Annotated in this window: 13 protein-coding genes; 6 read left to right on the forward strand and 7 right to left on the reverse strand. The window is 73.0% G+C overall.

The features are described 5' to 3' along the window. Positions 1 to 9: 9 nt before the first annotated feature. A complete protein-coding gene (locus ACIRJT_RS03110; protein ID WP_403903682.1) occupies positions 10 to 606 on the reverse strand; it encodes a TetR/AcrR family transcriptional regulator in 597 nt (198 codons plus the stop codon). 120 nt (positions 607 to 726) lie between these two features. Next, complete coding sequence (locus ACIRJT_RS03115) at positions 727 to 2,481, reverse strand: acetyl/propionyl/methylcrotonyl-CoA carboxylase subunit alpha (protein ID WP_403903684.1); 1,755 nt, start codon at positions 2,479 to 2,481, stop codon at positions 727 to 729. Between the two features lie 354 nt (positions 2,482 to 2,835). On the opposite strand from ACIRJT_RS03115, the gene ACIRJT_RS03120 reads away from it, so the two are divergent. Next, positions 2,836 to 3,279 carry a hypothetical protein gene (locus ACIRJT_RS03120; RefSeq protein WP_403903687.1) on the forward strand — a complete coding sequence of 148 codons (444 nt, stop codon included), beginning with the start codon at positions 2,836 to 2,838 and terminating at the stop codon, positions 3,277 to 3,279. Positions 3,280 to 3,311: 32 nt separating this feature from the next. Here the strand turns inward: ACIRJT_RS03120 and ACIRJT_RS03125 are convergent, their stop codons facing one another. From ACIRJT_RS03125 to ACIRJT_RS03140, 4 genes are all read right to left on the reverse strand, one after another. Continuing rightward, positions 3,312 to 3,923, reverse strand: coding sequence for a nucleoside triphosphate pyrophosphatase (locus ACIRJT_RS03125; RefSeq protein WP_403903690.1), 612 nt, complete (start codon positions 3,921 to 3,923; stop codon positions 3,312 to 3,314). Between the two features lie 67 nt (positions 3,924 to 3,990). Then, the gene (gene mmpB / locus ACIRJT_RS03130) at positions 3,991 to 4,119 is read right to left on the reverse strand and encodes a morphogenic membrane protein MmpB (protein WP_371625533.1); all 129 of its coding nucleotides are present in this window, start codon (positions 4,117 to 4,119) and stop codon (positions 3,991 to 3,993) included. A gap of 87 nt (positions 4,120 to 4,206) precedes the next feature. After that, the gene (locus ACIRJT_RS03135; RefSeq protein WP_403903693.1) at positions 4,207 to 4,413 is read right to left on the reverse strand and encodes an acyl-CoA carboxylase epsilon subunit; all 207 of its coding nucleotides are present in this window, start codon (positions 4,411 to 4,413) and stop codon (positions 4,207 to 4,209) included. A gap of 35 nt (positions 4,414 to 4,448) precedes the next feature. Then, positions 4,449 to 6,029 carry an acyl-CoA carboxylase subunit beta gene (locus ACIRJT_RS03140; protein ID WP_403903696.1) on the reverse strand — a complete coding sequence of 527 codons (1,581 nt, stop codon included), beginning with the start codon at positions 6,027 to 6,029 and terminating at the stop codon, positions 4,449 to 4,451. 155 nt (positions 6,030 to 6,184) lie between these two features. On the opposite strand from ACIRJT_RS03140, the gene ACIRJT_RS03145 reads away from it, so the two are divergent. The 4 genes from ACIRJT_RS03145 to ACIRJT_RS03160 all read left to right on the forward strand — a co-directional run bounded on the left by ACIRJT_RS03145 (position 6,185) and on the right by ACIRJT_RS03160 (position 10,695). Further along, entirely contained in the window at positions 6,185 to 7,054 is an 870-nt protein-coding gene (locus ACIRJT_RS03145) for a biotin--[acetyl-CoA-carboxylase] ligase (RefSeq protein WP_403903698.1), read from the forward strand. A gap of 178 nt (positions 7,055 to 7,232) precedes the next feature. Next, positions 7,233 to 8,432 carry an adenylate/guanylate cyclase domain-containing protein gene (locus ACIRJT_RS03150; protein ID WP_403903700.1) on the forward strand — a complete coding sequence of 400 codons (1,200 nt, stop codon included), beginning with the start codon at positions 7,233 to 7,235 and terminating at the stop codon, positions 8,430 to 8,432. 181 nt (positions 8,433 to 8,613) lie between these two features. After that, positions 8,614 to 9,426, forward strand: coding sequence for an enoyl-CoA hydratase/isomerase family protein (locus ACIRJT_RS03155; protein ID WP_007458812.1), 813 nt, complete (start codon positions 8,614 to 8,616; stop codon positions 9,424 to 9,426). Between the two features lie 114 nt (positions 9,427 to 9,540). Then, a complete protein-coding gene (locus ACIRJT_RS03160) occupies positions 9,541 to 10,695 on the forward strand; it encodes a diguanylate cyclase domain-containing protein (RefSeq protein ID WP_403903703.1) in 1,155 nt (384 codons plus the stop codon). Positions 10,696 to 10,776: 81 nt separating this feature from the next. Here ACIRJT_RS03160 and ACIRJT_RS03165 read toward each other — a convergent pair whose 3' ends face one another. After that, positions 10,777 to 11,514, reverse strand: coding sequence for a translation initiation factor IF-2 (locus tag ACIRJT_RS03165; RefSeq protein WP_403903706.1), 738 nt, complete (start codon positions 11,512 to 11,514; stop codon positions 10,777 to 10,779). A gap of 133 nt (positions 11,515 to 11,647) precedes the next feature. On the opposite strand from ACIRJT_RS03165, the gene hutH reads away from it, so the two are divergent. Further along, a complete protein-coding gene (gene hutH, locus ACIRJT_RS03170) occupies positions 11,648 to 13,198 on the forward strand; it encodes a histidine ammonia-lyase (RefSeq protein ID WP_381928183.1) in 1,551 nt (516 codons plus the stop codon). The last annotated feature ends 93 nt before the right edge of the window (positions 13,199 to 13,291 follow it).

The raw sequence follows: 13,291 nt of genomic DNA on the forward strand, positions 1-13,291 counted from the left end.
AACGCCCCGCTACTTCAGCCCGCGCAGCGTCAGCCGCAGCAGCCGCTCCGCCAACTCCGGGTCGTCGGGCGACTGCTCGGCCGCCAGCGCGATCGCGTTGGTGAGCTGGAGCAGATCGTCGATCGAGACGTCGGCCCGCACCGACCCGCTCTCCTGGGCCCGGCGCAGCAGCCCCGCGCCCGCCTCCCGAAGGGGCAGATGGCACTGCGCGAGTGCCGAGCTCCCGTCGCGCGATGCGGACATCAGGCCGTGGGCCAGCCCGCGGTACTCACCCGCATGAGTGACGATCGCGCCCAGCCAGTCCACCAGCGCCCGGCACGGGGCCTCCGCCGCCGCCAGCTCCCGGGAGCGGTCCAGGAGTGAGCCCAGGGCGTCCTGGAAGACCGCGTTCATCAGGGCGTCCCGGTTCGGGAAGTGCCGGTAGAGGGTGCCGATGCCCACGCCCGCCCGCCGGGCGATGTCCTCCAGCGACGCGTCCGTGCCGTGCTCGGCGAAGGACCTGCGGGCCTCGCCCACCAGCCGGTCGTGGTTCCGGCGTGCGTCCGCTCGCATCGGCCGGGCCGGCGGTTGTGCCGTGCTCGTCTCCATCGGGATCGCCCCTGCCATGGCTTCTGCCCCTCCCTCGGTCCTTGGACCCTCTGTGGGTTCCAGGATGCCACTGCGACGAAGGGGCCCGGTCCGCGTCATCACGACGTGGACCGGGCCCCTTCGAAGTGCGCCGGGCGGTCAGCCCTTGATCTCGCAGATCAGGGCACCGGAGGTGATGGACGCGCCGACCTCGGCGGTGAGGCCCTTGACGGTGCCGGAGCGGTGCGCGTTGAGCGGCTGCTCCATCTTCATGGCTTCCAGGACGACGACGAGGTCGCCCTCCTGGACCTCTTGGCCCTCCTCCACCGCGATCTTGACGATGGTGCCCTGCATGGGCGAGGCGAGGCTGTCGCCCGAGGCGGCGGAGCCGGCCTTCTTCGCGGCGCGGCGCTTGGGCTTCGCGCCGGCGGCGAGGCCGGTGCGGGCCAGCGACATGCCCAGCGAGGACGGCAGCGACACCTCCAGGCGCTTGCCGCCGACCTCGACGACGACGGTCTCCCGTCCGGCCTCGTCGTCCGTGTCCGCGTCGGCGGGTGCGGCGAAGGGCTTGATCTCGTTGACGAACTCCGTCTCGATCCACCGGGTGTGGACGGTGAACGGGTTCGCGGTGAAGGCGGGGTCCGCGACGACGGCCCGGTGGAAGGGGATGGCGGTGGCCATGCCCTCGACGGTGAACTCGGCGAGCGCGCGGGCGGCGCGCTGGAGCGCCTGTTCCCGGGTCGCGCCGGTCACGATGAGCTTGGCGAGCAGCGAGTCCCAGGCCGGGCCGATGACCGAGCCGGACTCGACGCCCGCGTCCAGGCGGACGCCGGGGCCGGTGGGCGGGGCGAAGGTGGTGACGGTGCCGGGGGCGGGCAGGAAGCCGCGGCCCGGGTCCTCGCCGTTGATACGGAACTCGAAGGAGTGACCGCGCAGGGCGGGGTCGTCGTAGCCCAGCTCCTCGCCGTCGGCGATGCGGAACATCTCGCGTACGAGGTCGATGCCCGTGACCTCTTCGGTGACGGGGTGCTCGACCTGGAGGCGGGTGTTGACCTCCAGGAAGGAGATCGTGCCGTCGACGCCGACGAGGAACTCGACGGTGCCCGCGCCGACGTAGCCGGCTTCCTTCAGGATCGCCTTCGACGCGGCGTACAGCTCCTCGTTCTGCGCCTGGCTCAGGAACGGGGCCGGGGCCTCCTCCACGAGCTTCTGGTGGCGGCGCTGGAGCGAGCAGTCGCGGGTGGAGACGACGACCACGTTGCCGTGGGTGTCGGCCAGGCACTGGGTCTCCACGTGGCGCGGCTTGTCGAGGTAGCGCTCGACGAAGCACTCGCCCCGGCCGAACGCCGCGACGGCCTCGCGGACCGCGGAGTCGTACAACTCCGGGATCTCCTCCAGGGTGCGGGCCACCTTCAGGCCGCGACCGCCGCCGCCGAAGGCGGCCTTGATCGCGATCGGCAGTCCGTTCTGCTCGGCGAACGCGACGACCTCGTCGGGCCCGGAGACCGGGTCCGGGGTGCCGGCCACCAGCGGGGCGCCCGCGCGCTGGGCGATGTGCCGGGCGGCGACCTTGTCGCCGAGGTCGCGGATGGCCTGCGGCGGCGGGCCGATCCAGGTCAGTCCGGCGTCCAGGACGGCCTGGGCGAACTCCGCGTTCTCCGACAGGAATCCGTAGCCGGGGTGGATCGCGTCCGCCCCGGAGTCCTTGGCGGCCTGCAGCACCTTGGCCATGTCCAGATAGCTGGCGGCCGGGGTGTCACCGCCCAGGGCGAACGCCTCGTCTGCGGCCCGGACATGCAGCGCGTCCCGGTCCGGCTCGGCGTAGACCGCGACGCTCGCGATCCCCGCGTCCCGGCACGCCCGAGCAACGCGGACAGCGATTTCGCCACGGTTGGCGATGAGCACCTTGCGCACGATGACTCCCTCCTCGAAACAAGCTGAGTTTAGGGACTACCGACACGGCCGTACGACCCGTCCCCAATGGTGAGCTTGCCCACACGGAGTGTGATCCGAGGCTTGCCCCAGTAGTGAAATCCCTTGTGGCACCACGGTACGCCGCGATCCTCAACCGCACAGTAACCAGCCGGTGTGGTTCAGGTCTCTGTCTTTAAGCTCAACGCCTTACGGCGTTTCTTTGTCGGGTCCCTACGAACGGTCGACGGATTCTTTGCTCGGCGTACGGACCTGTCCGACCCCTTGTACGGAGGAATACCCGTGAGTAAGGTCCGCGCTACGCACGTACCGCAAGTAACAGGGGGTGGATCGGTCATGCGCAGACCGGTGGCGATCATGACCGCGCTCGTACTGTTCGGGGAGGCGGTGGGCATCGTGCTCATCAACGCCGTCCTGGCCACGATCGCCGAGAACCAGAACATGTCGCTCGCCGGCCTGGACCCGGACGCCATGTCCGCCGGCACCTGGGTGATGGGCGGCGTCTTCGGGCTGCTGCTGGTCCTGTGCGGGCTGATCGCCCTGCTGGCCGGGGCTCGCGACCGTGCCCCGGGGCGCTTCGGGCGCATCGCCCTGACCGGCTGCGCGGTCGTGCACGGCGTCCTCGGCGCGGTCACCGTCGGCCTGGTGGGCTGGGGCGCCTTCGCGTTCATGATGCTCGTGCTGGCCCTGCTGGTGCTCACCCTGCTGGTGTACGGGCCCGAGCCCCGGGCCGAGGACGGCGTGAGCGACGAGGCGGCCCCGGCGCCGCGGACCGCCTAGCAGACGCGCGCCGGAGCCGCCCGCCTCGGGTCTCAGACCCACAGCTCCGTCACGGAGACGTCCAGCTCGCCCAGCAGTCGGCGCAGCAGCGGCAGCGAGAGTCCGATGACATTGCCGTGGTCGCCCTCGATGGAGTCGACGAACGGCGCCGAGCGGCCGTCCAGCGTGAACGCCCCCGCGACATGGAGCGGTTCGCCCGAGGCCACGTAGGCGGCGACCTCGGCGTCGCTCGGCTCGCCGAACCGTACGACCGTGGACGCCGTCGCCGAGGCCGTACGGCCCGAGGCGGTGTCGATCACGCTGTGCCCGGTCCGCAGGACGCCCGACCGGCCGCGCATCGACTTCCAGCGGGCGGTGGCCTCCTCGGCGTCGGCCGGCTTGCCCAGGGCCCCGCCGTCCAGCTCCAGCACCGAGTCGCAGCCGATGACCAGGGCGCCCGCGGCCTCGGGGCGCTCCGCGACGGCCGCCGCCTTGGCCCGGGCCAGGACGAGCGCGAGCTCGGCGGGGGTCGGTGCGTCGATGGCGTCCTCGTCCACCCCGCTGACGATCACCTCGGGGGCGAATCCGGCCTGGCGCAGCAGACCGAGACGGGCAGGGGAGGCGGAGGCGAGCACGAGACGGCGCTGATCAGTCATGCGGGCCATCGTAGAAGGGCGCGCGAGGGCCGGAAGGCCGCGGGCCCGGCTCCCCGGAGAGCGGCGGGCCCGGCTCTCAGCGGATGCCGAGGGCGAACATCGCCACCAGCATCGCCAGCGCCAGCAGGACGCCGGCTCTGCGCATCATGGCCTGGGCGTCGCGCAGTTCCTTCGGCGGCTTGTTCTCGGGGTCGGACCACAGCATGCTCCCGATCCTGCTGCGCCGCCCGCCGCCGCGCCTGAGTACGGGTACTCAAAGCCGCCCCCGTGCGGACGGGGGCGGCTTCGCGGCTCAGGCCGGCCAGTACGTCCGCGCCCAGGCCCGGGGGCCCGGCCGCGGGCGGCCGCCCCGGGCGATGCGCCCCGGGTCCGACCACTGCTCGGGCGGCAGCGGCGCGCCGGACGACACGGCGGACGCCGCCGCTGCGCGCGCCCGGACCACCGCCAGTGCGGCGGCCAGCTCCTCCGGGGTGGGATTGCCCCGTACGACCTTGATCATGGGCGGACCTTTCTGCGAGCGGCTGATGGGGCCGGTCAGAGCGGGATGTTGCCGTGCTTCTTCGGAGGCAGGGATTCCCGCTTCGTACGCAGCTGACGCAGCCCCTTGACGATATGGGCCCGGGTGTCGGACGGCATGATGACCGCGTCGACGTAGCCGCGCTCGGCCGCCACGTACGGGTTGAGCAGCGCGTCCTCGTAGGCCGTCATCAGCTCGGCGCGCGTCGCGTCCGGGTCCTCGGCGGCGGCGATGGCGCGCCGGTGCAGGATGTTCACCGCGCCCTGCGCCCCCATCACCGCGATCTGCGCGGTCGGCCAGGCGACGTTCAGGTCGGCCCCCAGGTGCTTGGAGCCCATCACGTCGTACGCGCCGCCGAAGGCCTTGCGGGTGATGACGGTGATCAGCGGGACCGTGGCCTCCGCGTACGCGTAGATCAGCTTCGCGCCGCGCCGGATGATGCCGCCGTACTCCTGGTCCACGCCCGGCAGGAAGCCCGGCACGTCCACGAAGGTGATGACGGGGACGTTGAACGCGTCGCAGGTGCGGACGAAGCGCGCCGCCTTCTCGCTGGCGTTGATGTCCAGGCAGCCCGCGAACTGCATCGGCTGGTTGGCGACGATGCCGACCGGGTGGCCCTCGACCCGGCCGAAGCCGGTGATGATGTTCGGTGCGAACAGGGCCTGGGTCTCCAGGAACTCGCCGTCGTCCAGCACGTGCTCGATCGCGGTGTGCATGTCGTACGGCTGGTTCGCCGAGTCCGGGATGAGCGTGTCCAGCCCGCGGTCCTCGTCGGTGGTGGCGAGGTCCGCCTCCTCCGGGAAGACCGGGGCCTCGGAGAGGTTGTTCGACGGGAGATAGGACAGCAGCGACTTGACGTACTCGATGGCGTCCTTCTCGTCGCCCGCCATGTGGTGCGCCACCCCGGAGGTGGTGTTGTGCGTACGGGCGCCGCCCAGCTCCTCGAAGCCGACGTCCTCGCCGGTGACCGTCTTGATGACGTCGGGGCCGGTGATGAACATGTGCGAGGTCTGGTCGACCATCACCGTGAAGTCGGTGATCGCGGGGGAGTAGACCGCACCGCCCGCGCACGGGCCGACGATCAGCGAGATCTGCGGGATGACCCCGGAGGCGTGCACGTTGCGGCGGAAGATCTCGGCGAACAGGCCGAGCGCGACGACGCCCTCCTGGATCCGCGCGCCGCCGCCGTCGTTGATGCCGATGACCGGGCAGCCGGTCTTCAGCGCGAAGTCCATGACCTTGACGATCTTCTCGCCGTAGACCTCGCCGAGCGAACCGCCGAAGATGGTGAAGTCCTGCGAGTACACGCAGACCGGGCGGCCGTCGACCGTGCCGTAACCGGTGACGACACCGTCCCCGTACGGGCGGTTCTTCTCGATGCCGAAGTTGGTGGAGCGGTGCCGGGCGAACTCGTCGAGCTCCACGAAGGAGCCCTCGTCCAGCAGCAGATCGACCCGCTCACGGGCCGTCAGCTTGCCCTTGGCGTGCTGCTTCTCGACCGCGCGGGCCGAACCGGCGTGCGTCGCCTCGTCGATGCGGCGCGTCAGGTCCGCGAGCTTGCCCGCGGTGGTGTGGATGTCGCTTAGCGGCTCGGACATCGGGGGGCGGCTCCCTGCCTGGTCACGGGGACGACGTCTGGCACCGGTCACGGGGGGACGGCCAGCCGTCAGTCCGGCTCTGGCTACTGACTCGTAGGGTATCGGCGCGCCTGCGGAAAGGCAGTGCGTCCTTTGCCACACCTAGGCTGGGTTGCATGACACCACCGGATGCGCCACACAACCGCTGGTCGGACCTCGACCGGCCGCCCCTCAACGCGACCGCGCTGCGGCGCGGGCTGCTGCGGTCGGACACGCTGTGGACGTCGCTGGAGGTCGTGGAGTCCACCGGATCCACCAACACCGACCTCGCCGGGCGGACCCGTGGCGGGACGGTGGGCGAGGGCACGGTGCTGGTCGCCGAGGAGCAGACCGCGGGGCGCGGACGGCTGGAGCGGACCTGGACCGCACCGCCCCGCTCCGGGCTGTTCTTCTCGGTCTACCTGGAGCCCGGCGACATCCCCGTGGAGCGGTGGGGGTGGGTGCCGCTGCTGGCCGGGGTCGCCGCCGCGACCGGGCTCGCCAAGTCGGCGGGTGTCGACATCTCGCTGAAGTGGCCCAACGACCTGCTGGTCGCGGTGGAAGGGGAGGAGCGCAAGACGGGCGGCATCCTCGGCGAGTTCGCGGGGGACGGCATCGTCGTCGGCCTCGGCATCAACGTCTCGCTCCGCGCCGACGAGCTGCCCGCCCCCACCGCCGGGTCGCTGGCGCTCGCCGGAGCGGTCTCCACCGACCGCGAGACCCTGCTGCGCGCCGTCCTGCGCTCGCTGGAGGACTGGTACGGGCGGTGGAGGGCGGCGGACGGCGACGCGGCCGCGAGCGGGCTCCAGGCCGCCTACGCGGCGGGCTGCGCGACGCTGGACCGGACCGTGCGGGCGGAGCTGCCGGGGGGGACGTCCCTGGTCGGCGAGGCGGTCGCGATCGACGGCGACGGGCGTCTGGTCCTCTCCACCGAGGACGGGCTCCAGCGGCCGGTGTCGGCCGGGGACATCGTCCACCTGCGGGGCGCGGCGGGCGGCCTGACCTGATCGGCCGTGTGCCCCCGGCGGGCGTACCGGTGGAAACCGCGTATGCCCGAGATGTCACGCGCGACGCACCGATGACGGACAACCAAGGACGTGAGCTGGGGCACACCTGCCGTATCGTTGAGGCGATCCAGCGACAGATCGGCAGGGCAGTGCGCAGGGAACGGGCAGGAGGCGGCTGGTGACCGTCGGCGACGCGACGTCCGGCGCGGGTGAGGAGCCCGGGCCGGACTCCTCGGTCCACGCCACACCCCACCACGAGGTCGACCACACGGTGGAACCGACCGACGACCCCCTCGCCATCCGCCTCGAAGCGCTGATCCTGGGGGCCGACCGGCGCTACACGCCCTTCCAGGCGGCCCGCACCGCCGGGGTCTCGATGGACCTGGCCTCCCGGTTCTGGCGGGCCATGGGCTTCGCCGACATCGGTCAGGCCAAGGCGCTCACCGAGGCCGACGTGCTCGCCCTGCGGCGGCTCGCCGGTCTCGTCGAGGCGGGGCTGCTCAGCGAGCCGATGGCGATCCAGGTCGCCCGTTCCACCGGGCAGACCACCGCCCGGCTGGCCGAGTGGCAGATCGACTCGTTCCTGGAGGGGCTGACCGAGCCGCCCGAGCCCGGCATGACCCGCACCGAGGTCACGTATCCGCTGATCGAGCTGCTGCTCCCGGAGCTCCAGGAGTTCCTCGTCTACGTGTGGCGCCGCCAGCTCGCCGCCGCCACCGGCCGGGTCGTGCAGGCCGCGGACGACGAGGAGATGGTCGACCGGCGGCTCGCCGTCGGCTTCGCGGACCTGGTCGGCTTCACCCGGCTGACCCGGCGCTTGGAGGAGGAGGAGCTCGGCGAGCTGGTCGAGTCCTTCGAGACGACCGCCGCCGACCTGGTCGCCGCGCACGGCGGCCGGCTCATCAAGACCCTCGGCGACGAGGTCCTCTTCGCCGCCGACGACGCGGGCACCGCCGCCGAGATAGCGCTCCGGCTGATCGAGGCCATGTCCCAGGACGAGACGATGCCCGCCCTGCGCGTCGGCATCGCCTTCGGCACGGTCACCACCCGGATGGGCGACGTCTTCGGCACCACGGTGAACCTCGCCAGCCGGCTCACCTCGATAGCGCCGAAGGACGCCGTCCTGGTCGACGGGGCGTTCGCCAAGGAGTTGGTCCGGCACGGCGACGCGCCGGAGTCCGAGGCACAGGCCGCCGAGGCCGTCGCGGCCGCCGCCGAGCGGGCCCGGGTCGCCGAGAAGGAGGGCCGCGAGCCCGACGACGAACCCCCGCTGCCCACGTACCGCTTCGGGCTCCAGCCGATGTGGCAGCGCCCGGTGCGCGGGCTCGGCGTGGTGGAGCCGTGGCTGCTGGCCCGGCGGGGGAAGACCGGTTCCTGAGCGCGGCCCGCCCCCCTTGTCGCGCCCCGGCCGTCGGGCCTTCGCCGTCCCCGTCGTCATGCCTCTGTCCCGGTCGTCACGCCCCCCGCCCCCGTCCCGCCCTGTCGCGGTCGGGGGCGCCCTGTCTAGGATCCGTGACGGTAACGCCCGTTAACAGGCCGTCCATGACAGGGGAGCAGCCATGACCGTCACGTCCGAGCAGCGGTACGGGGAGTTCGTCGTCGTACGACGGCACGAGGGGCAGGACCACGTCGCCGAGCTGGTCCTCGACCGGCCCAAGGCCATGAACGCCGTCTCCACCGACATGGCCCGCTCCATCGCCGCCGCCTGCGACGCGCTCGGCGCCGACCGGGACGTTCGCGCCACCGTTCTGACCTCCAGCCACGAACGGGCCTTCTGCGTGGGCGCGGACCTCAAGGAGCGCAACTCCTTCACCGACGCCGACCTCGTGCGCCAGCGGCCCACCGCCCGCGCCGCCTACACCGGGGTCCTGGAGCTGCCGATGCCGGTGATCGCCGCCGTGCACGGCTTCGCCCTCGGTGGCGGCTTCGAACTCGCCCTCGCCTGCGATGTGATCGTCGCCGACGCCACCGCCGTGGTCGGGCTGCCCGAGGTGTCCGTGGGCGTCATCCCGGGCGGTGGCGGCACGCAACTGCTGCCGCGCCGGGTGGGGGCGGCGCGCGCCGCCGAGCTGGTGTTCAGCGCCCGCCGGGTCGAGGCCGCCGAGGCGCGCGAGCTGGGGCTGGTCGACGAGCTGGTCGAGGCGGGCCGGGACCGCGAGGAGGCCCTCGCGCTGGGCGGCCGGATCGCCGCCAACTCGCCGGTCGGGCTGCGTGCGGCCAAGAAGGCGCTCCGGCTGGGGCAGGGGCTCGACCTGCGGGCGGGCCTCGAGGTGGAGGACGCGGCCTGGCGGTCGGTGGCCTTCTCCGGGGACCGGGCGGAGGGGGTGGCCGCGTTCAACGAGAAGCGGCGCCCCGACTGGCCCGGTGAGTGAACCCGGGGTGTTCGTGACGCGGAGTGAGCGCGCTGCCGGGAAATAGGTGAAATTAGTTACGCTTCGAACTGATCAAAAGGGTCAAAAGGGGACAAATCTACATAAGCTGGGGCAATGGGTGGTGACGATGAGCGGCTGCGGGCCGTGGTTTCGCTGGCGCAGACCATGGCCGCGGCCTACACGCCGCGCGAGTCGTGGCGGGCAGCGGCGCTGGGCGCCTGCGAGGCGCTGGGCGGCAGTTTCGCCGCGCTCTCCGTGTGGGAGCGGGACCGGGGCAGGCTGCGGGTGCTGGTGAACGCGGGCCAACGGGCCGAGGGGGAGGAAGAGTTCCCCGAGGAGGAGGCCTACCCGGTCCATGAGTTCCCGGAGATCACCGAGTTCCTGCACGAGCGCTGGGCTGGCGGCGGCGAGCCCGACGCCTGGGTGGAGACCGCCGACGGGCAGCCCGGCGCGGGCGGTCCGGCGCGCGGAGCCCGCCCGTACTGCCACCAGCGGGTCGCGGCGCTCCGGCGGCGCGGCCGGGGCTGCTGCGTGGTCGCGCCGATCGTGCTGCACGGCCGGGCGTGGGGCGAGCTGTATGTGGCGCGGCCGGCCGGGCGGCCCGTCTTCGACCGGGCCGACGCGGACTTCGCGACCGTGCTCGCCGCCGTCGTCGCCTCCGGGATCGCCCAGACCGAGCGCCTGGAGGAGGTCCGCAAACTGGCCTTCACCGACCCGCTGACCGGTCTGGCGAACCGCCGGGCGGTCGACATCCGGCTCGACGAGGCCATCGAGCGGCACCGCGTCGACGACACGGTCGTCAGCCTCGTCGTCTGCGACCTGAACGGCCTCAAGGCGGTGAACGACACCCACGGCCATGCCGTCGGCGACCGCCTGCTGGAACGTTTCGGCTCGGTGCTGTCCCTCTGCGGGGCGATGCTGCCGGAGGCGCTGGCGGCCCGGCTGGGCGGCGACGAGTTCTGTCTGCTCGCGGCGGGCCCCCCGGCCGACGCGGTGGTCGGCGCCGCCACCGAGCTGTGCGACCGGGCGGCGGTGATCGAGCTGGGCGACGGGGTCGCCTGCGGGGTCGCCTCCACCGGCGACCCGATCGGCCAGGTCCGCTCGGCCCGCCGGCTGTTCCGGCTCGCGGACGCCGCCCAGTACCGGGCCAAGGCCGCGCGCTCGCCGGGCCCGGTGGTGGCCGGGCGGGACGGCGAGGTCATCCGGCTCGCGGACTCCCCGCCGAAGTCCGCGCACGACCGGCGAAGGCTGCGCGGCAACAGGCCGTGAACGCGGGCGGGTGAGCGCGGGCGGGTGAGCGCGGGCGCGCCGACGTTCAGGCTCGTCGGCCGGCGCGCTGCCGCTCGGGCCTCAGTGCGGCGGCGGCATCCGCTCCAGGGCGTTCTGGATGGTGCAGCCGCCCTCTCCGCGCATCCGCTGTATCCGGGACGGCACCCACACCTCGGTGGCGCCCGGACCGACCCGGCCGAGGAGGCAGTCCTGCGGGTCGTGGCCGTTGCCCTCCACCGACAGGAGGACGCCGACCCGGTCGGCGCCCGCCTTCACCTCGATACGGATCGCCTCGTCCATGTCCAGCGCGGCGACCGCCCGGCGCACCTCGGCCTCGTCCACCCGGCCGCCCTCCGGCACCCGGGGAAGCTTCGCGCGCAGTTCCTCGTGCGGCAGTGCGGGCGGTTCGGGCGGCGGGGCGAAGCCCAGCCGGGGGCCGTCCGGGCAGTCCACGTCGCGCGGGTCCTCGCGCCACCGGGACTTCGGCGACACCCGGACCGCGAAACAGCGCCGCACGGTGACCGGCTCGGGGTCGAACTTCTGGTCGTACGCCGTGCCGGACGTGCGGACGACCACCTCGATGCCGTCCCCGTCGCGGGTCGAGGTGCCCTTCACCCGCAGTACCTCCACCCCCTCGACGCCGGAGGCGATGTACCCGACCTCCTCCGCCGTGCGCGGGCGCTGGCCGTAGAGCCGCTCGCCCGCCTTCCTGGCGACGTCCCGCGCGGAGTCGGTGGCCTCGCCCTCGGAGGACTGGAGCATTCCGCAGCCGGCGGCGGAGAACAGCAGCAACGGGGCGAGCAGGAGGAGTCGACGCATGCGTGCAGCCTCCCGGCAGCGTGCGCGGCGGGCAAGCCGCTCACGTACGCATACGTACTCGTGCCCGTTCCGTAAGGGGCCCTGCGCGGCACCGCTAGTGACATGGAGGGTTTCACTACGTACGCTGCTGAATATGGATATGCACACTGTCGTGGTGGGGACGTCCGGAACCACCGCCGAGGACGTCGTCGCCGTGGCCCGCCACGGTGCCCGGGTCGAACTCTCCGCCGCCGCCGTGGAAGCCCTGGCCGCCGCCCGTCTCATCGTGGACGCGCTCGCCGCCAAGCCCGAGCCGGTCTACGGCGTCTCCACCGGCTTCGGCGCCCTCGCCAGCCGCCACATCAGCCCGGAACTGCGGGCGCAGCTCCAGCGCAACATCGTCCGCTCGCACGCGGCCGGCATGGGCCCCCGTGTCGAGCGCGAGGTCGTCCGAGCGCTGATGTTCCTCCGGCTGAAGACGGTCGCCTCCGGCCACACCGGCGTACGCCCCGAGGTCGCGCAGACCATGGCCGACCTGCTGAACGCGGGCATCACGCCCGTCGTCCACGAATACGGCTCGCTCGGCTGCTCCGGTGACCTCGCCCCGCTCTCGCACTGCGCGCTCACCCTGATGGGCGAGGGCGACGCGGAGGGCCCCGACGGCACCGTCCGCCCGGCCGGCGAGCTCCTCGCCGCCCACGGCATCACTCCGGTCGAGCTCCGCGAGAAGGAGGGCCTGGCCCTCCTCAACGGCACCGACGGCATGCTCGGCATGCTCGTCATGGCCCTCGCCGACCTGAAGAACCTCTACACCTCGGCCGACATCACCGCAGCCCTCTCCCTGGAGGCGCTGCTCGGCACGGACAAGGTCCTCGCCCCCGAGCTGCACGCCATCCGCCCGCACCCCGGCCAGGGCGTCAGCGCGGACAACATGCTGCGGGTGCTGGCCGGTTCGGGCCTGACGGGCCATCACCAGGATGACGCGCCCCGGGTCCAGGACGCCTACTCGGTGCGCTGCGCGCCCCAGGTCAACGGCGCGGGCCGGGACACCCTCGACTACGCGGCCGTGGTCGCGGGCCGCGAGCTGGCCTCCTCCGTGGACAACCCGGTGGTCCTCCCCGACGGCCGCGTCGAGTCCAACGGCAACTTCCACGGCGCCCCCGTCGCGTACGTCCTGGACTTCCTCGCGATCGTCGCCGCCGACCTCGGCTCGATCTGCGAGCGCCGCACCGACCGGCTGCTCGACAAGAACCGCTCGCACGGCCTGCCGCCGTTCCTCGCGGACGACGCCGGGGTCGACTCGGGCCTGATGATCGCCCAGTACACCCAGGCCGCCCTGGTCAGCGAGATGAAGCGGCTCGCGGTCCCCGCCTCCGCCGACTCCATCCCGTCCTCCGCGATGCAGGAGGACCACGTCTCCATGGGCTGGTCCGCCGCGCGCAAACTCCGTACGGCCGTGGACAACCTGGCCCGGATCGTCGCCGTCGAGCTGTACGCCGCGACCCGCGCCGTCGAGATCCGCGCCGCCCAGGGCCTGGCCCCCGCCCCGGCCTCGCAGGCCGCCGTCGACGCGCTGCGGGCCGCCGGCGCCGAGGGCCCGGGCCCGGACCGCTTCCTCGCGCCGGACCTGGCCGCCGCCGACACGTTCGTACGGGAGGGGCGCCTGGTCGCGGCCGTGGAGCCGGTCACGGGGCCGCTGGCCTGAGCCGGTCCCCGTACGCACGCACGGAGCCGGTCCCGTACGTACGCACGGAAGAGGGCCCCCGCGCCATCGTCGCGGGAGCCCTCTCGCGTACGT

It is taken from the genome of Streptomyces sp. NPDC102283 (genome assembly GCF_044766265.1).
Classification (GTDB): Bacteria; Actinomycetota; Actinomycetes; order Streptomycetales; family Streptomycetaceae; genus Streptomyces.